The 17,593-nt window shown below is 70.6% G+C and carries 14 protein-coding genes; 7 read left to right on the forward strand and 7 right to left on the reverse strand.

Annotated features, from left to right (window positions below; translation table 11 throughout):
- Positions 1-99 precede the first annotated feature (99 nt).
- The gene (locus tag ABZ906_RS32750; RefSeq protein WP_361389152.1) at positions 100-1,509 is read right to left on the reverse strand and encodes an extracellular solute-binding protein; all 1,410 of its coding nucleotides are present in this window, start codon (positions 1,507-1,509) and stop codon (positions 100-102) included.
- A gap of 175 nt (positions 1,510-1,684) precedes the next feature.
- Here ABZ906_RS32750 and ABZ906_RS32755 point away from each other — a divergent pair, with 175 nt between their 5' ends.
- From ABZ906_RS32755 to ABZ906_RS32770, 4 genes are read left to right on the forward strand one after another with little or no spacing between them, the layout of a single operon-like run.
- Positions 1,685-2,731 carry a zinc-binding alcohol dehydrogenase gene (locus ABZ906_RS32755; protein ID WP_361389155.1) on the forward strand — a complete coding sequence of 349 codons (1,047 nt, stop codon included), beginning with the start codon at positions 1,685-1,687 and terminating at the stop codon, positions 2,729-2,731.
- A gap of 9 nt (positions 2,732-2,740) precedes the next feature.
- Positions 2,741-3,541 (forward strand): sugar phosphate isomerase/epimerase family protein, encoded by an 801-nt coding sequence (locus tag ABZ906_RS32760; protein WP_361389158.1) that lies wholly within the window; start codon positions 2,741-2,743, stop codon positions 3,539-3,541.
- On the forward strand, positions 3,538-4,917 hold the full coding sequence (locus tag ABZ906_RS32765) for a trehalase family glycosidase (protein ID WP_361389161.1): 1,380 nt from the start codon (positions 3,538-3,540) through the stop codon (positions 4,915-4,917). The genes ABZ906_RS32760 and ABZ906_RS32765 overlap by 4 nt, the downstream gene beginning before the upstream one ends.
- The gene (locus ABZ906_RS32770; protein ID WP_361389164.1) at positions 4,914-6,815 is read left to right on the forward strand and encodes a glycogen debranching N-terminal domain-containing protein; all 1,902 of its coding nucleotides are present in this window, start codon (positions 4,914-4,916) and stop codon (positions 6,813-6,815) included. The genes ABZ906_RS32765 and ABZ906_RS32770 overlap by 4 nt, the downstream gene beginning before the upstream one ends.
- A 117-nt stretch (positions 6,816-6,932) precedes the next feature.
- Here the strand turns inward: ABZ906_RS32770 and ABZ906_RS32775 are convergent, their stop codons facing one another.
- Entirely contained in the window at positions 6,933-8,087 is a 1,155-nt protein-coding gene (locus ABZ906_RS32775) for an NAD(P)/FAD-dependent oxidoreductase (RefSeq protein ID WP_361389167.1), read from the reverse strand.
- A 218-nt stretch (positions 8,088-8,305) separates the two neighbouring features.
- Here ABZ906_RS32775 and ABZ906_RS32780 point away from each other — a divergent pair, with 218 nt between their 5' ends.
- The gene (locus tag ABZ906_RS32780) at positions 8,306-8,944 is read left to right on the forward strand and encodes a helix-turn-helix domain-containing protein (protein WP_361389170.1); all 639 of its coding nucleotides are present in this window, start codon (positions 8,306-8,308) and stop codon (positions 8,942-8,944) included.
- 32 nt (positions 8,945-8,976) lie between these two features.
- Here ABZ906_RS32780 and ABZ906_RS32785 read toward each other — a convergent pair whose 3' ends face one another.
- From ABZ906_RS32785 to ABZ906_RS32805, 5 genes are all read right to left on the reverse strand, one after another.
- Positions 8,977-9,645, reverse strand: coding sequence for a histidine phosphatase family protein (locus tag ABZ906_RS32785; protein WP_361389173.1), 669 nt, complete (start codon positions 9,643-9,645; stop codon positions 8,977-8,979).
- Between the two features lie 101 nt (positions 9,646-9,746).
- Positions 9,747-10,496: a class I SAM-dependent methyltransferase gene (locus ABZ906_RS32790; protein WP_361389176.1), complete on the reverse strand. Its 750-nt coding sequence runs from the start codon at positions 10,494-10,496 to the stop codon at positions 9,747-9,749.
- 28 nt (positions 10,497-10,524) lie between these two features.
- Complete coding sequence (locus tag ABZ906_RS32795; protein ID WP_361183856.1) at positions 10,525-11,412, reverse strand: carbohydrate ABC transporter permease; 888 nt, start codon at positions 11,410-11,412, stop codon at positions 10,525-10,527.
- Complete coding sequence (locus tag ABZ906_RS32800) at positions 11,409-12,380, reverse strand: sugar ABC transporter permease (RefSeq protein ID WP_361183859.1); 972 nt, start codon at positions 12,378-12,380, stop codon at positions 11,409-11,411. The genes ABZ906_RS32795 and ABZ906_RS32800 overlap by 4 nt, the downstream gene beginning before the upstream one ends.
- Before the next feature lie 141 nt (positions 12,381-12,521).
- The gene (locus ABZ906_RS32805) at positions 12,522-13,841 is read right to left on the reverse strand and encodes an extracellular solute-binding protein (RefSeq protein ID WP_361389179.1); all 1,320 of its coding nucleotides are present in this window, start codon (positions 13,839-13,841) and stop codon (positions 12,522-12,524) included.
- Between the two features lie 270 nt (positions 13,842-14,111).
- On the opposite strand from ABZ906_RS32805, the gene ABZ906_RS32810 reads away from it, so the two are divergent.
- Positions 14,112-16,544, forward strand: coding sequence for a glycoside hydrolase family 2 protein (locus ABZ906_RS32810; RefSeq protein ID WP_361389182.1), 2,433 nt, complete (start codon positions 14,112-14,114; stop codon positions 16,542-16,544).
- On the forward strand, positions 16,541-17,578 hold the full coding sequence (locus tag ABZ906_RS32815; protein ID WP_361389185.1) for a LacI family DNA-binding transcriptional regulator: 1,038 nt from the start codon (positions 16,541-16,543) through the stop codon (positions 17,576-17,578). The genes ABZ906_RS32810 and ABZ906_RS32815 overlap by 4 nt, the downstream gene beginning before the upstream one ends.
- Positions 17,579-17,593 lie beyond the last annotated feature (15 nt).

Raw genomic sequence — 17,593 nt, forward strand, 5'->3', positions numbered from 1 at the left:
GGTGCGGGCCGCCGGCTGGGGGCGGCTGTCGGTGGGGCGGCTGAGGGTGATGGCTGGGGGCGGGGCGGCTGCCGGTGGGGTGGCGGTTCATGGCCGCGGCTAGCGGAGGGATTTCTGCAGGGCGGCCACTTCGTCGCGGGCCTCGCGTGCCGCCTCTTGCGGGGAGCTCTGGCCGCTGGTCATGGAGCCGATGGCCTTGGGTACGGGCAGTTCGCCGTTGGTCGCGCCGACGAGGGCTCCCTCGCCCTGGCTGATGCCCCAGCGGCGCATGTTGCTGACGCCGTCGGCGAGCTGGTCGAGGAGCTGGTCGGAGAAGGCCTGGTTCATGGGCTCGCGGCGGTCGACGCCGATGTCGCTGGAGCGCCAGGCGTCCAGGTACTTGTCGGGGTCGTCCGCGGTGCCGCCGCGGACCGGGATCTTGCCTTCGGGGGCCATGTCGAACCAGTCCTCGTAGCCGGCGCCCATCATGTACTCGATGAACTGGCGTGATGCGTCGCTCTCCGCGGTCTTGGTGGTGACCCAGGAGGTGATCTCGCCGAACTGGGCGGGCTTCTTGCCCGCCGGGCCGCCGAGCGCGGTGGTGATGCCGGTGTTGTCGGCCAGGAACTTGCGGTCCCCCCGGCACTCGGCGCAGCTGGGCAGGGCGTCCTTGCGCAGTCCCGCGAGTTCGTCGAGGAGGAAGGACGACCAGATGACCATGGACGACTTGCCCGCGAAGTAGGTGGCGCGGGTGGAGTCCACGGTCTGGGTGCCGGGCGGGCCGTACTGGTCCGCGAGGGTGGCGTACGTCTTGAAGGCGGTGGCGCACTGCGGCGAGTCGAGGTCGACCTGCCGCTTGCCGTCGACCAGCTGGCAGTCGTTGGCCAGGGCCAGGCCTTCGAAGCTCTGCTGGGTGAACACGTCGCTGGGGTCGGTGGCGGCGGAGATGCCGTCGCGGCCCTTGGTAGTGAGGTCCTTCGCGGCCTTGAGCAGGCTCTGGTAGGTGTCGGGTGCCGGCAGGTCGGCCTGCTTCAGCTGGTCCTTGCGATAGGCGAGGAGCTGGAGCCAGGCGTCGGAGGGGACACCGAGCCGGGTGGCGCCGTCGGAGGTGAGGTCGAGGGCGTTGGCGTTGAACGTGGAGCGGCCGAGCTTCTTGACGATCTGGCGGGGGATGTCGGTGTTGAGCAGGCCGTTGCTGTACATCTGCCAGGTCTGGCCCATCGGGGCCGCGCCGATGACGTCGGGGAGCTTGCCGGAGGCGGCGGCGGACATGATCAGCTGAGGCATCTGGGCCTCGTCGACGCCGACCAGATCGACCTTGATGCCGGTCTTCTTCTCGAAGCGGTCGATGATCTTCTCGGTGGCGTCGACGCGCGGGGTCAGGTTCTCCTGCGACCACACGGTGATGTGCCGGTCGGCCTTGGCCGGTCCGCTCTGGCTGTCACCGGCGCAGCCGGCCAGTGCCGCCATTCCCAGTGCCGCCGCGAGACCTGAGGCGATCACCTTCGATCGGCCGGTCCTCATGCGCATGTTCAGTCCTCATCGACTCGCCGACTTATGTCTACTGGGCACACATCTCAGCACCTCTTTTGCTTGTTGACAAGACATAAGTTCGGGATAGTCTCGACGTATCCGGTGGTCGCGGCGCCCCGCAGCGCCCCGGATCCCAGCTCTCACCACACTCCCGAGCCCTCGGAGCCTTTTCGTGGAACGCGTCGTCCAATTCACCGGCCCCCGTCAGGTCGAGGTGGCCGAGCACGCCAGTGCCCCGCTGCCCGCCGGACATCTGCGGGTCCGCACCCTCTACTCGGGCATCTCCGCCGGCACCGAACTCACCGCCTACCGCGGCACCAACCCGTACCTGACCCGCACCTGGGACCCCGAGGCCCGGCTGTTCCGCGACGGCGCCGCCGGCATCGAATACCCCGTCGTGGGCTGGGGGTACTCCGAGGTCGGCGAGGTCACCGAGGTCTCCCCCGAACTGGTCGGCACGCCCGCCATACCCGCCGTCGGCGACTTGGTGTGGGGCATCTGGGGCCACCGCAGCGAGGGCATCGTCCCCGCCGAACGCATGGCGGGCCACACCCTGCCGGCCGGCCTCGCACCCCTCGCCGGATCCTTCGCCCGTGTCGGCGCCATCGCCTACAACGCGGTCCTGTCCGCCGACATCCACCTGGGCGAGGACGTCGCCGTCTTCGGGCAGGGCGTCATCGGCCTGATCACCACCCGGCTCGCCCAGCTCAACGGCGCCCGCGTCACCGCGGTCGACGCCATCGACGGACGCCTCGACACAGCGCTGAAGTACGGCGCCCACAGCACCCTGAACGCCCGCACCGACGCGGTCGCCGAGCAGATCCGCGAGGCCACCGCCGGAGCGGGCGCCGACGTCGCCATCGAGATCAGCGGCGTCCACCCCGCCCTCCAGGAGGCGCTGCGCTGCGTCACCGTCGGCGGCCGCGTGGTGGCCTCCGGCTTCTACCAGGGAGACGGCATCGGGCTGCGGCTCGGCGACGAATTCCACCACAACCGCGCCCAGTTGATCTGCTCCCAGATCGGCGGCGTGCCCCCGCAGCTGTCGCACCGCTGGAGCGTGGAACGCCTCCAGCAGACCTTCCTGCGCCTGGTCGCCGAAGGCCAGGTCGACGTCGAGTCCCTGGTCAGCCATGTCATCCCGGTCGCCGACGCGGCCGACGCGTACGTCCTTCTTGATGAGCGCCCCGCGGACGCTCTTCAGGTCGTCCTGGAATTCTGAGAGGCCCCCGTGTTCAAGACCGCCGCACAGGAACAACTGCTCCCGGGCGACACCCTTCAGCAGAAGTGGGAGTTCGCGCAGGCCGCCGGCTACGACGCCATCGAGCTGCGTGCCAAGGGAGACCTCCACTTCGCGTCCCGGCTGCCCGAGCTGAAGCAGGCCCTCGCCGACGGCGTCGTGATGCCCACCGTCTGCGTCGAGATGCTGCACTTCTTCGGCGCCTTCGACCCCGACCTGCGCCGTGACGCCATCGAGCAGATGAAGTCCCAGCTCACCGTGATCGCCGAGATCGGCGGCCTGGGCGCGCAGACCCCCGCGTCGTACGGCATGTTCTCCAGCCGGCTGCCTCCCTTCGAGGCCCCGCGCAGCGCCGAGGAGGACCGCGAGGTCCTGCTCGGCGGCCTCACGGAGCTGGGCGAGCACGCCAAGAAGGAGGGCGTCCAGCTCTACCTGGAGCCCCTCAACCGCTACGAGGACCACATGGTCAACCGCCTGGAGCAGGCCGCCGAGCTCCTTGCGACCGTGGGCCTGGACTCGGTGAAGATCGGCATCGACAGCTACCACATGAACATCGAGGAGGCGGACCCCGCCGCCTCGATCCTCAAGTACGCCGACTACATCGGCCACGCCCAGGTCTCCGACTCCAACCGCTTCCAGCCCGGCGCCGGACACCTCGACTGGCAGGCCTGGCTCTCCGCCCTGCACGCCATCTCCTACGACGGCTACCTCGCCGCCGAGTGCCGCCTCACCGGCGACCCGGTGGACGCCGTCCGCTCGATCCCGGACTTCCTGCGGGGTGCCGGAGCATGACGGCCCTTCTCGGCGACACCGTGGTGGGGCCCGGCGCAGGCCCCACCACCGATCCCGGCGGCGCGGGCCTGCGGCGCGGCGCGGCCCGCGTGCTGCTCGGCAACTGGACCGGCGGCGCCACCGTGCCCTCGCGCACGCTCTACCCGCACCAGTGGAGCTGGGACTCGGCTTTCATCGCCATCGGCCTGCGCCACCTCTCCGTGCGCCGCGCCCAGCGGGAGCTGGAGACGCTTCTGGGCGCTCAGTGGGACGACGGGCGCATCCCGCACATCGTCTTCAACCCGTCGGTGCCGCTGGACGCCTACTTCCCCAGCCCCGACTTCTGGCAGTCCTCGCGGGCAGGACGCGCCGCGGGCGCCCCGCCGGCACCCGAGACATCGGGCATCGTGCAGCCTCCCGTGCACGCCCTGGCGGCCTGGCTGGTGCACGAGGCCGACCCCGCCGAGTCCGCTCGCCGCGGCTTCCTCGCCCGGGTCTACCCGCGCCTCGCCGCCTGGCACCGCTACCTCACGTCCCGGCGCGACCTGGGCGGACACGGGCTCGCCGCGATGGTCCACCCCTGGGAGCCGGGCATGGACAACAGCCCCTGCTGGGAAGCCCCCCTCGCGCGCGTCGAACCCGCCGCGCCCGGCTCGTTCCGCCGCGCCGACCTCGACCACGGCGCCGCCGCCGACCGCCCCACCGACCTCGACTACGGGCGCTACGTCCGCCTCGCCGTCGACTACCGCGACTCCGGGTACGCCGACCGCCCCGGAACGCACGCCTTCGCCGTAGAGGATCCCGGCGTCAACGCCCTGCTGATCGCAGGCGAGCACGCGCTCGCCAGGATCGCCCGGGCCCTGGGCGCCGACCCCGCCGAGCACCACGAGCGGGCGCAGGCACTGACCGCCACCCTGGTCGAACGGCTGTGGGACCCGGCGGCGGGCATGTTCCTCGTCCGGGACCTGGTGGGCGGCGAACTGATCCCCGAGCGCAGCGTGTCGGGCCTGATCCCGCTGATCGTGCCGGGCCTTCCCGCGCAGGTCACCGACAGCCTTCTCGCCACGCTCGGCAGCAGGCACTTCCGCACCGACGCCACCGCCCTGGTGCCCAGTTACGACCTGGCGGGCCACGCCTTCGACCGCTCCCGCTACTGGCGCGGACCCGCCTGGTTCAACACGGCCTGGCTCGTCGAACGGGGCCTGCGCCAGTACGGAGCCACCGAGCGGGCCGACCGGCTTCGCGCCGCCTTCCTCTCCGCCGCGGGCGCCTCGGGGTTCGCCGAGTACGTCGACCCGTACACCGGCGAGGGTCGCGGCACCCGTGACTTCGCCTGGACCGCCGCGCTCGCCCTGGATCTGTCCCGGCCTCCGCACAGCAAGGAGAGCGCCCGATGACGGCCATTGACCGGGTGCTGCTCGTCCGCGAGGGCACCTTCGTCTCCCTCGGCCCCGACGGCGCGATCACCGGCAGCGCGGGAGCGTCACCGGACGGTCTGTTCCTGCGCGATGCCCGGCACCTCAGCCGCTGGGAGCTGACCGTCGACGGGACGGCTCCGGCTGTCCTGGCCGGGGCGTCCGAGGGGCCGCGCGCCACCTGTGTGCTCACCCCGGCGGGCACCCGTGACGAGCCGCCGACCTACACCGTCTTCCGCGAACAGGCCGTCGACGCGGGCGTGTTCACCGAGCGGCTGCGGATCGTCAGCAACCGTCCGGAAGCGATGACGGCACGCCTCGCGCTCTGGGTCGACGCGGACTTCGCCGACCAGTTCGAGCTGCGCTCCGACCATCGCACCTATCCGAAGCCGGACGCCGCCCGTACGGTCGAAATGACCCCGCGGGGCATCGAGTTCGACTACCGGCGCGGCGACTGGCACTCCCGTACGTCGGTCGTCGCCACCCCCGCACCCGACGTCTCGGCGGCCGGGTCCGCCGGCACCGCCCGCCGCCTCGTCTGGTCGGTGGAGCTGGCCGCGCACGGACAGGCCGAGGTGAATCTGCGGGTCGAGGCACACCCCTCCGGCGCCGCGCCGCGCCCGCTTCCGGCCGCCTCGACGGACCCCGTACCTGAACTCGCCGACGCCGAAGGGGACTTGCTCAGGGCCTGTACGCAAGGCCTGACGGACCTGGACCTGTTGCGGATCCAGGCCACCGGGCCGGACGGCGAACCGGTGAGCATGCCCGCCGCGGGCATTCCCTGGTTCCTCACGCTCTTCGGCCGGGACTCCCTGCTCACCTCGTACTTCGCCCTGCCCTACCGGCCGCGGACGGCCGCGGGCACCCTGGCCGCGCTGGCGGCCACCCAGGGCACGGAGTACGACGCGTCCCGCGGCGAACAGCCCGGCCGCATCGTGCACGAGGTACGCCACGGCGAGCTCGCGCACTTCCGGCAGGTGCCCTACGGCCGCTACTACGGTTCCGTCGACGCCACGCCCCTGTTCCTGGTCCTGCTGCACGCCCACGCCGAGGCCACCGCCGACCGTGCGCTCGCCGTCCGGCTGGAGCGCCACGCCCGGGCCGCGGTGGAGTGGATGTTCACCGACGGGGGCCTCGACGAGCACGGTTACCTGGTCTACGAACCCGACCCGAACGGCCTGGTCAACCAGAACTGGAAGGACTCCGCCGGCGCCATCTGCCACATCGACGGCACCCAGGCCAAGGGCCCCGTCGCGGTGTGCGAGGCACAGGGGTACGCCTACGACGCCCTGGTCCGCACGGCATCCCTGGCACGCACCACATGGCACGACCCGGCATACGCACAGCGGCTGGAAACCGCGGCGGCCGCGCTGCGCACCCGCTTCCACCGGGACTTCTGGATGGCGGAGCAGGGCTTCCCCGCCCTCGCCCTGGACGGCGACGGCCGGCAGGTCGACGCGCTCGCCTCGGACGCGGGTCACCTTCTGTGGTCCGGCATCCTCGACCAGGACCGCGCCGAGCAGGTCGGCCGGCGGCTCTTGCGGCCGGACTTCTTCACCGGCTGGGCGATCCGGACGCTGGCCGCCGATCAGGCCCCGTACCACCCGCTCTCCTACCACCGCGGCAGCTGCTGGCCCCACGACAACGCGCTCGTGGCGCTCGGCCTGGCCCGCCACGGACTGACAAAGGAGCTGACGACGCTGGCCCGTGGCCTGGTCGAGGCAGCAGCCCACCACGGCTACCGCCTGCCGGAGGTCATGGCGGGCTACGACCGCTCCGAGCTGCCGGAGCCGGTCCCCTACCCGCACTCCTGCTCCCCCCAGGCCTGGGCGGCGGCGACACCGCTGGCGCTGCTCACGGCGTTGCGCGGAGGCAGCTGAGGCTCTCCCCCACGGGAGCCCGCCCCCCCAGAGCCCGTGCCGTGGTGCACCGCACTGTGCAGCACGGCACGGACAGAGCCGGGGCCGCCGGACACCTGACGTTCCGGCGGCCCCGGCCTAGTGATGCCGTGTCATGTGGGCCAGGGCCTGCGTCGAGCTGTCGGGGGCGAAGGCACTGTCGATGCCCTCCGCCGCTCCCTCGGCCGCCTCCGTGGAGCGCGGCATGAGGATGGCCTCGTATGCGGTGATCGCCTGGTCGACGGTGGGGCTGGTGACGAGGGCCCCGGCGAGGTCCGCGCCGTCGAGCATGGCGAGGTTGGCGCCCATTCCGGAGAAGGGGGACATGAGGTGGGCGGCGTCGCCGAGGAGGGTGACACCGGGGGTGTGCTGCCAGGTGTGCGGGACGGGCAGGGCGTACAGGGGGCGGTTGGTGTAGCCGGTGTCGGTGGCGGTGATGAAGCCGAGCAGGTCGGGGCTCCAGCCGGCGAACTCGGCGAGGAGAGCTTCGCGTACGGCGGCGGTGTCGGTGAGGTCGACGCCTGCCTGCTGGTGCCAGTTCTCGGCGGTACGCATGCCGACGTAGACGCGGATGTGTCCGCCGCTGTTGCGCTGGGCGACGAAGCCCTGGTTGTTGTCCAGGGCCATCATGGTTCCGTCGCCCGTGAGTCGGGCGAGGGTGGTGTGGCGGTGGTCGGCGTCGCTGAGTCCGGTCTCGACGAAGGTGACGCCGGTGTAGGCGGGGCTTGCGTCGGACAGCAGGGCGCGGACTTTGGACCAGGCTCCGTCGGCTCCGACGACGAGGTCGGCATCGGCGGTCGTGCCGTCGGCGAAGTGCAGGCGGTGCGTGCCCTCGCCGAGTGAAGTGACGCGGGAGAGTTTGTGGTTCCAGCGCACAGTGTCCGGCTTGAGGGAATCGAGGAGGAGGCCGCGCAGTTGGCCGCGGTCGATCTCGGGGTTGCCCTCGGCGGTGTCCGTCGCGGACGGGGCCGCGTCGAACAGGATCCGGCCATCGCGGCCGACAAGCCGCATCTGCTGCCCCTCGGGGCGCGCCTCGGCCAGGAAGTCGTTCAGCAACCCGGCCGCGCGCAGGGCGTGTTGGCCGGACCGGGGGTGCATGTCGAGACTGCCGCCCTGGTCGCGTGCGGTGCGGGAGGCGTCGGCGTCGTACACGGTGGCGGTGATGCCGTGTTCTTGCAGGATGCGGGCGCAGATCAGGCCGCCGGGGCCCGCGCCGATGATCGCGATGCGGGATGGTGCGGGAGTGGTGTTCATGGCGTTTCTCCGTTCGTCCGCACAGCGGTGCTGCGGTGCTGCGGTGCGATGAGGTGGGGTCGCTGGATGCCGTGCGGCGCGGCCGGACAGAGGGGCCGGGCGGTGGCTCACGGCCACCGGTGCGGTGCCTCGCAGCGCCACTCCAGAAAAGCACACCAACTCAATAAGTGCAACGACTCAACTTTTGAACCCGGGCAACCGAGAGGTAGAGTCGCGGCATGACCGACACCGAGAACGGCACGGAGACCGACGCCGGGCCCCACGCCGGAAGCGGCGCCCCATCAGCGCCGACGGGCCGCCGTGAACGCAAGAAGGCCGCCACCCGCCAAGCCATCGCGGATGCGGCCCTGCGCCTGTTCCTGGAGCGCGGATACGACGATGTCGGCATCCGCGAGATCGCGGACGCCGCAGACGTGTCCACGACCACGCTGTTCAAGCACTTCCCGGTCAAGGAAGCACTCGTATTCGACGAGGACGCGGCCCAGGAAGCCGGCCTGCTCGCCGCCGTGCACGAGCGGCCCGATGGCCAGTCCATCCCCGCGGCGCTGCGCGAGCACGCACTGCGCCACCGCATGGCGGCCGCGGGCAGCGACGCCCGCTTCACCGCCTTCGCCGACCTGGTCGACACCACCCCGGCCCTGCGCGACCACGTACAGAACATGTGGCTGCGCCACACCGCCGCCCTGGCCGGGGCCATCGCCGACGACAGCGGCCTGCCCGCGGACGATCCCGCCTGCACCGCCCTGGCCCACTTCGCCCTTGAAGCCCCGCGCGCCGCCCGCGGCCACGACGATCCCCGCCAGGCCGTCGCGCGCGCCTTCGACCTGCTGGAGAACGGCTGGCGGGCCCTCGCCTGAACGGCGGGGCCCGCAGCGGATCCCGCCGTATCTCAGGCAGCCGGAACGGTCGCCTCGCCCGCCGGTCCGCCGTCCTCCTCGGGCGCGTCTCCCTCCGGGCCCAGCGGGCGGCCCTCCCACAACAGGGCCCGCCAGCCCGCTGCGGGCGAGCCGTCGAGGACGACCACACCCGTATTGCCCAGCGGGTGACTCGCCGAGAACTCCACGTCGACGTTGACCGCGCGAGCGGCCACCCACATACGGATCACGGCGCCGTGGCTGACCATCGCCACCGTCTCCGCTCCCGTCGCGGCCGCTTCGGCGACGACCGCGTCGAAGCGGCCCAGTGCCTCGACGCCGTTCTCGCCGCCGGGCATCCGGCGCTCGGTGTCGCCCGCGGACCAGGCGAAGGCGGCGGAGAGGTAGGCGGTGGCGGCCTCCTGGTCGCCGCGCATCTCCAGATCACCGGCGATCACCTCCCGGATCCCGTCCCTGATCCGGGGCTCGAGCCCCTTCGACACGGCCAGCGGCGCGGCGGTCAGCTGGGTCCGCCGCAGCGTCGAGACGTACAGCGCATCGATCTTCTCCCCCGCCAGGGCCTCCGGCAGCGCGGCCGCCTGCTCCTCCCCCAGTGGCGTCAGCCCCGGCCCCGGCGCCCCGGTGTCCAGGAGGTGCTTGAGGTTGGACGGGGTCTGACCATGACGTATGAGCAGCAGGCGCATGCGGGGATTACCTCCACTGGACGGAAACAACGCCTTCCACTCTGCCACCAGAGCCCCTCGCCCCGGCGTGCGGCCGAGCGGGACCACACCTGAGCCGCCGCTCAGGCCGGCGGCTTCCGCCAGGCGCTGACGTGTGACCGGCTGGACGCGGTGAAAGGCTCCTCCGTCCAGTCGGCCCAGCGCTCCGAGAGCTCCAGGCCCGCGAGCCTGGCCATGAGGTCGAGCTCGGAGGGCCAGACGTAGCGGTGGGACGAGCGGAAGGTGCTGCCCCGGCCGTCCTCGATCGTGTAGTGATGCGAGACCAGCCGCTGGTCGACCAGGTCATACGTATCGAAGCCCACGTGCCGCTCACCGATGTGGAAGGGGCGAGCGGTCTCGCCCGGCGGCAGACGCTGCAGGTCGGGCACGAAGACTTCGATCACCAGACGGCCGCCGGGCTCGAGATGCCGTGCGGCGTTGCGGAAGCACGCGACTTGTTCGTCCTGCGACAGCAGGCATGTGATGGCGTTGTAGACGAGGTAGACCAACCTGAACGAGCCCGGAGCCCGCGCCGTCGTCATGTCTCCGAGCGTGACGTCCACCGCGTCGCCGCCGGGCTTGCCGCCGAGCTCCCGGGCCATGGGCTCCGACTTCTCGATCCCCGCCACCCGTACGCCCCGCGCGCTCAGCGGAAGGGCGACGCGCCCCGTCCCCACCGCGAACTCCACAGCCGCCCCCGAACCCGCCCGACGCGCGAGGAAGTCAACTGCGGGGTCGAGGACTTCGGGCACATACATGTGCGCGGAAGACGCGTCATAGCTCCGCGCCACCTGCTCGTTCCACACATCTTCGTTCCACACGTCGGTATCCATGGGGCCGCAGGCTCCCACAGCGAACCGGCTACTTCGTAGCCCCCCGGGCAAAGCCGTTGTAGATGTAACGCTGGAGGAAGAGGAAGAGGAGCAGCGTCGGCAGGATCACCAGGATGGCGCCCGCGGAGATGTTCTCCCAGTGCGCGCCGAAGGGGCCCTTGAAGCGGAACAGGGCGGTGGAGATCGTTCCCTTGTCCTCGGAGGGCATGTAGAGGAACGGGATGTAGAAGTCGTTGTACGTCGTGATGCCCTTGACGATGACGACGGTCGCGATGGCCGGCTTCAGGAGCGGCAGGATGATCTTTCGGTAGATCGTGAAGGTGTTCGCGCCGTCGAGGCGGGCGGCTTCGTCGAGCGACGTGGGGATGCCCCTGATGAACTGAAGGAAGATGTAGATCGACACGATGTCGGTGCCCATGTAGAGCAGGATGGGCGCCCAGTGGGTGTCGAACAGGCCGAAGCTGTTGACCACTTGGAAGGTCGCCACCTGTGTCGTCACGCCGGGGACCAGCGTGGCGATCAGGAACAGGGCCATGACCGTCTTCTTGAGCCGGAAGTCGAAACGGTCGATCGCGTACGCCGTCATGGACCCGATGAGCACGGTGCCGGTGATCGAGAACAGCAGGATGAACGCCGTGTTCCCGAACGCCATGAGCATCTTGCCGTCGTTGAAGGCGGTCGCGTAGTTGGAGAAGTTCAGCCAGTCCTCCGGCAGGCTCATCGCGCCGCCGTCGGTCACCTCGCGGGACGTCTTGAGCGAGGTGAGGAAGACGACGAGCAGGGGGACGAGCACCACGAGCGAGGCGACGATCAGCGAGAGATAGGTCAGTGCCGTGCCGACCCGGGGCCGCCTGCCGGGGGCAGTGAGCCGCCTGCCGGGAGCGGCGGGCCGGGCGGGCGTGGTGAGCGTGGTCATACGAGGTCCACCCTGTCGTCGGGGACGAGCCGGCGCTGGATCCAGGTGACCAGCAGGATGATCAGGAGCAGCACGACGGCGCAGGCCGAGGCCAGGCCCGTCTTGTTGAACTGGAAGGCGAGCTTGACCGTCTGGATGACGAAGGTCGAGGTGTCGGTCGCGCCGCCGGTCATGATGTACGGGATCTCGAAGACGGCCAGCGAGCCGGAGATCGCCAGGATGACGCTGAGGCTCACGACGGGCTTGATGCTCGGCGCGATGATGTGCCGGAACTGCTGCCAGCGGCCGGCGCCGTCGAGTTGGGCCGCCTCGTACAGTTCGCCGGGGATCGACTGGATCGCCCCCAGGAACAGCACGAAGTTGAGGCCGGTGAAGCGCCATACGGACACTCCGGCGAGCGAGGTGTTGGCCGACTCGGGGTCACCGAGCCAGGCGTGGTCGCCGCCGACGCCGAACCAGGACAGGATCGAGTCGAGGGTGCCGCCGTCCTGGAAGAAGTAGAGGAAGACGAAACCGATGGCGACGCCGTTGATCAGGTAGGGGAAGAACAGGATTCCCTTGAAGAGGTTGCGGAAGCGCAGGTCGAAGCTGAGCACCGTTGCGAAGTACAGCGCGATCACGATCTGCACGGCGGAGGCGGCCAGGTAGTAGAAGCTGACGAAGAAGACACGGAACAGCTCGGGCCGCGTGAACAGTTGGGTGTAGTTCTCGATGCCGGTGAAGTTCCGGTCGGGGCTGACCCCGTCCCAGTCCGTGAAGCTGTAATAGATCATGTTGCCCACGGGCACGTAGGTGAACGTGACGAGCAGCGCGAGCGGAGCGAGCAGGAACAGCCACGGGGTGATCCGCCGCAGCGGATGGTCACGCCAGGAGCGGGTGGGCCCGGGGCGGTTCTTGGTCCGGCGGCCGACTGCCGCCGGCGGGCGTTCGTGCGATGCCGGCGGCGCGCCGGAGGTCGTGTGCGTCATGGCGGGCGGGCCTTTCGTGTTCCGCGACAGGTTGGCAGGCGTGTTCCGCGACGAGTCGGCGGGTGCGGTGCGACGGCTCGTCAGGCGTGGGGCCCGGCCCCGCGGGCGGTGCGGGGCCCCGTGCGTCCCGTGCGTGCCGGATCAGGAACCGGAGGCCGCGGCCGCGTCGGCCCAGCGCTTGTTCAGGTCGTCGAAGTACCCCTGCAGGTCGCCGTCCTGTGCGCCGCGGGCGACGTCGATGAGCTTCTGCCGGTAGTCCTGCTTGCTCAGGCCGATCTCGGCGGCGTCGTCGATGGCATTGACGTCCTCCGTCTTGGCCTCGGAACGCTCGACGAGCTTGACATCGTTGTCCTCGTAGGGCTTGAGGACCGCGGGCAGCGGGTCGGCCTTCAGGGCGGAGATGCCGCCCTCCTTGGCGGCGAACCCTGACTTCTCGGTGAACCAGTCGAGCCAGGCGCGCGCGGCGTCCTTGTGCTTGGAGTGCGCGTTGACCGCCAGTTGGTAGTCCGAGACCATCGTGGCGCAGAACTGGCCGTTCTTCTGGACGGGGAACGGCATGAAGCCGATGTCGTCCGGCTTCTCGCCCGCCTTCTTGGCGGCGTCGCGCATCTGGTTGATGGCCCAGGAGCCGAGCAGCATGCTGCCGATGTCGCCCTTGGCCAGCTGCGTCTTGGAGCTCTCCCAGTTGGTGGTGGTGGGGTCCTTCTCGGCGAGCTTGCCGTGGACGATGTCGTACAGCAGGGTGTCGATGACGTTGAGGTCGCCGCCCTCGGCCCACGGCTTGTCGGACGTGGCCAGGTCGTCCCAGGCCTTGGCCTCGCAGCCCGCCGAGCCGACGGTGTTGGTCCAGGGTCCTGCCAGCGGCCAGCCGTCCTTGAAGTTGGTGTAGTAGGGCGTGGCGCCCGTCTCGGCCTTGACCGTCTTCAGGTCGTCGAGGAACTGTGCCGGTGTGGTGGGCCAGTCGGTGATGCCGGCCTTCTTCCACAGCGCCTTGTTGTAGACGAAGCCGTTGGCGGTGCCGAAGTTGGCTATGCCGTAGGTCTTGCCGCCGACATCGGTCTTGCCGGTGAAGCGGTACTTCTTCTTCATCGTCGCGGTGCTGCCCAGCGGGGCGAAGAACTTCGGGTAGTCGCCCTTGGCGAGGACACCGGGGATGAGGAGGACGTCGCCGTAGTTCTCGGTGTTCATCCGGATCTTGACCTCCCCCTCGTAGTCGGTGATGCCCTCGAAACCGACCTTCACCTTGGGATAGATCTTGTTGAACGCGGTGGCGTACTTCTTCATCGTGCCGTCCTGCACGAGGTCGGTGCGGTTGGTGAGCACCTTGATGCTGCCCGTCACCTTGCCCGCGTCCGAGGGAGCGGTGGCCGTCTCGGTCGACGGGGTCCCTCCCCCGCTGCACCCCGCGACGGTCAGCAGCGCGGTGGCGAGCAGCGCGGCGATCAGCGGCTTCCTCCTCATGTGCCCAACTCCTTTCAAGGGTTACGGCTCGGGCCCCAGCGGCTGACGGCACTATGTCAGCGATACGTGAACCGGTAAAGCTAAGATTTCCGGCGCGATACCCAATCGTTACCGGCCGGTTCGCGGACAGTGCGGCCGAAGCGGCATCTACCTGGACTGTCACGCATCCCCTCGGACGCCTCTGGGGACTGGACCGGTTAATCAACTCGGGGTTAGGTTGACGGGCATCGCATACGAGCACGGCCTGTGTCTGTCCGATTGGAGCCGCAAATGAAGGACGTCATCCAGCTGACGGAAGGCTGGAGTCTCAGCCACGAGGGGGCGCAGCTCGATGCCCGTGTCCCCGGCTGCGTCCACGCCGATCTGCTCGCCGCAGGCCTCATCCCCGACCCCTTCCTGGGGTCGAACGAGAACGACATCGCCTGGGTGGGACGGCGGTCCTGGACGTACACGCACACCCTCGGCAGCCGCGAAGACCTCGCGGACCCCCGGGCGCACGAACGCACCGATCTGGTCTTCGACGGCCTGGACACCGCCGCCCGCATCAGCCTGGGCGGCCGGGAGTTGGGCAGCACGCGCAACATGCACCGCGCCTACCGGTTCGACGTGACGGGCCGCAGCGGCGAGCTGCGGGTCGAGTTCGCGTCCGCCTACGACGAGGCGGCGGCGGTCCGCGCGTCGACCGGCGAGCGCCCCAACGTCTATCCCGGCCCCTTCCAGTACATCCGCAAGATGGCGTGCAGTTTCGGCTGGGACTGGGGTCCGACCGTGGTGACGGCCGGCATGTGGCGCCCGGTGCGACTCGAGCACTGGTCCACCGCGCGCATCGCCCGGGTCAGGCCGCTGGTGACGGTGAGCGACCGGGCGGGGCGCGTGGAACTCCGTGTCGACCTGGAGCGCACCGCGCAGGGCGCCGACCTGCCGCTCGTCGCCCGCGCCACCGTGGCGGGAGCCGAGGCACAGGCCGACGTCCGGGGTGATGCGGTCACCCTCGTGCTCGATGTGCCGGACGTACAGCTGTGGTGGCCGCGCGGATACGGTGAACAGCCGCTCTATGAAGTCGAGTTGACCCTGCACACGGCGGAGGGCGCCGACGTCGGCTCCGCGCTCGACGCCTGGCGGCGCCGGGTGGGCTTCCGCGCGCTGGAGCTGGACCAGAACCCCGATGAGCACGGCACCGGCTTCACCTTCGTCGTCAACGGCGAGCGGATCTTCGTACGCGGCGTGAACTGGATCCCCGACGACGTCCTGCCCTCCAGGATCACCCCCGAGCGCTACCGGACCCGCCTCACCCAGGCCGCCGACGCCAACATCGACCTCGTCCGCGTCTGGGGCGGCGGCATCTACGAGGACGACGCCTTCTACGACGCCTGCGACGAACTGGGCCTGATGGTCTGGCAGGACTTCCTCTTCGCCTGCTCCGCCTACCCCGAGGAACAGCCGCTGCGCGGCGAGGTCGAGGCCGAGGCCCGCGAGAACGTCGTACGGCTCATGCCCCACCCCAGCCTGGTGGTGTGGAACGGCAACAACGAGAACCTGTGGGGCTTCCGCGACTGGGAATGGGAGGACAAACTCGCGGGCGACTCCTGGGGCGAAGGGTATTACCTCGGACTTCTGCCGCGCGTGGTCGCCGAGTTGGACCCCACCCGCCCCTACACCGCGGGCAGCCCGTGGTCGGGATCCTGGGACCACCACCCCAACGACCCCGACCACGGCACCTACCACTCCTGGGAGGTGTGGAACCGGCAGGACTACACCGACTACCGCGACAACGTGCCGCGGTTCGTCTCCGAGTTCGGCTGGCAGGCACCCCCGGCGATGGCGACCCTGCGCCGCGCCCTGCCGGGCGAGGCTCTCGCCCCCGACTCCCCCGGCATGCTCCACCACCAGAAGGCCGAGGACGGCAACGGCAAGCTCAACCGCGGTGTCGAGCGCCACTTCGCCCTGCCGCAGGGCGACTTCGACCGCTGGCACTACCTCACCCAGGTCGTCCAGGCCCGCGCCGTCGCCACCGGCATCGAGCACTGGCGGGCGAACTGGCCGCGCTGCGCCGGAACCATCGTGTGGCAGCTCAACGACTGCTGGCCGGTCAGCTCCTGGTCCGCCGTGGACGGCGACGGCCGGCTCAAGCCGCTCCACCACGAACTGCGCCGCGTGTACGCCGACCGCCTCCTGACCCTCCAGCCGGGCGGCGACGGCGCCGACCTCGTACTCGCCAACCAGGGCGCCGAGGCGTGGCAGACCACCGTCACGCTGCGGTTGATGCGCACCGACGGCACGCTCGCCGCACGCCTCTCGCTCGAACTGACCGCACCGCCGCGCGAGGTGCTGCGCCTCGCCGTCCCGCCGGAGGTGCTGCCCGCGGCGGCCTCCGCCAAGGAGTACCTGGTCGCCGACTCCGACGAACTGCGCGCCCTGCATCTGCCCGTACGGGACAGGGAGTTCGGCTATCCCGAGCCGCGCTACGACGTGGCCGTCGAGACCGTGGGCAGCGACCGCGACACCGTCGACGTCGTGATCAGCGCGCAGACCCTCGTACGCGATCTGCTGCTACAGCCCGACCGCATCGCCCCGCACGCCTCCGCCGACCGCGGTCTGATCACGCTCCTGCCGGGCGAGCGGACCCGCATCCGCGTGCACGGCGCGCAGGGCGCCGGGGCCAACACCGTACGGGCCGCCCTGTTCTGCGTGGAACCCGCGTGAGTGCTCCCGCCCAGCGCGTCACCATCAAGGACGTCGCGGCGGCCGCCGGGGTGTCCAAAGGGGCGGTCTCGATCGCCTTCAACCACAAGCCCGGGCTCTCGGAACCGACACGCGAACGCATCTTCGCCGTCGCCCGGGACCTGGGCTGGGCGCCCAACTCCTCGGCGCGCAGCCTGTCCACGCAGCGAACCGACACCATCGGCCTCGCCCTGTGCCGGCCGGCCCGCCTCCTCGGCCTCGAACCGTTCTACATGGAGTTCGTCTCCGGCATCGAGAGCGTGCTCGCCGAGCACTCCTGCTCGCTGCTGCTGCGCCTGGTCAACAGCCTGGACGAGGAGATCGAACTCCAGGAGACCTGGTGGCGCAAGAGGCAGATCGGCGGGTCCATCCTGGTCGACTTCCACCGGAACGACCCGCGCATCGAACCGCTGAGACGCCTCGGCATCCCGGCGGTGGCCGTGGGACATCCCGACCTGACCGGCGGGATTCCCTCGGTATGGACCGACGACGCGAGCGCGGTGGCCGACGCCGTGCGCTACCTCGCCGCCCTGGGCCACCGGCGCATCGCACGCGTGGGCGGACCCTCCGGTCTGGGGCACAGCGCCATCCGGGAGCAGGCGTTCGTGACCACCCTGCGCGATCTGGAGCTGGATCCGGGTCCGCAGGTGGCGACCGGGTTCGCCGGCGAGGAGGGGGCCCGCGCGACCCGCTCGCTGCTCCTGCTCCCCGACCGCCCCACCGCCATCGTCTACGACAACGACCTCATGGCCGTGGCGGGTCTGGGCGTCGCCGCCGAGATGGGCGTGGCCGTACCGGACGAGTTGTCGCTCCTCGCCTGGGACGACTCCCAGCTGTGCCGGCTCACGCATCCGACGCTGTCGGCGATGAGCCATGACGTGCACGGCTTCGGGGCGGAGGTCACCCGTGAGCTGTTCGACGTCATCGCGGGGCGCACGGTGACGCCGCGCCGGGTCGCGACGCCGTCCCTGACACCGCGGGCATCGACGGCGGCACCGCGCGCGCCGGGGAGCTGAGGCGTCGGGACCTGA

Origin of the sequence: Streptomyces sp. NPDC046925 (assembly GCF_040644915.1) — a bacterium.
In the GTDB taxonomy this organism is placed as follows: domain Bacteria; phylum Actinomycetota; class Actinomycetes; order Streptomycetales; family Streptomycetaceae; genus Streptomyces.

Excerpts from the sequence above, each read along its gene's own strand:
- ABZ906_RS32750 (WP_361389152.1), bottom strand. The coding sequence starts at position 1,509 with ATGCGCATGAGGACCGGCCGATCGAAGGTGATCGCCTCAGGTCTCGCG.
- ABZ906_RS32775 (WP_361389167.1), bottom strand. The coding sequence starts at position 8,087 with ATGAACACCACTCCCGCACCATCCCGCATCGCGATCATCGGCGCGGGC.
- ABZ906_RS32800 (WP_361183859.1), bottom strand. The coding sequence starts at position 12,380 with ATGACGCACACGACCTCCGGCGCGCCGCCGGCATCGCACGAACGCCCG.
- ABZ906_RS32810 (WP_361389182.1), top strand. The coding sequence starts at position 14,112 with ATGAAGGACGTCATCCAGCTGACGGAAGGCTGGAGTCTCAGCCACGAG.
- ABZ906_RS32785 (WP_361389173.1), bottom strand. The coding sequence starts at position 9,645 with ATGCGCCTGCTGCTCATACGTCATGGTCAGACCCCGTCCAACCTCAAG.
- ABZ906_RS32770 (WP_361389164.1), top strand. The coding sequence starts at position 4,914 with ATGACGGCCATTGACCGGGTGCTGCTCGTCCGCGAGGGCACCTTCGTC.
- ABZ906_RS32780 (WP_361389170.1), top strand. The coding sequence starts at position 8,306 with ATGACCGACACCGAGAACGGCACGGAGACCGACGCCGGGCCCCACGCC.
- ABZ906_RS32765 (WP_361389161.1), top strand. The coding sequence starts at position 3,538 with ATGACGGCCCTTCTCGGCGACACCGTGGTGGGGCCCGGCGCAGGCCCC.
- ABZ906_RS32790 (WP_361389176.1), bottom strand. The coding sequence starts at position 10,496 with ATGGATACCGACGTGTGGAACGAAGATGTGTGGAACGAGCAGGTGGCG.
- ABZ906_RS32805 (WP_361389179.1), bottom strand. The coding sequence starts at position 13,841 with ATGAGGAGGAAGCCGCTGATCGCCGCGCTGCTCGCCACCGCGCTGCTG.
- ABZ906_RS32795 (WP_361183856.1), bottom strand. The coding sequence starts at position 11,412 with ATGACCACGCTCACCACGCCCGCCCGGCCCGCCGCTCCCGGCAGGCGG.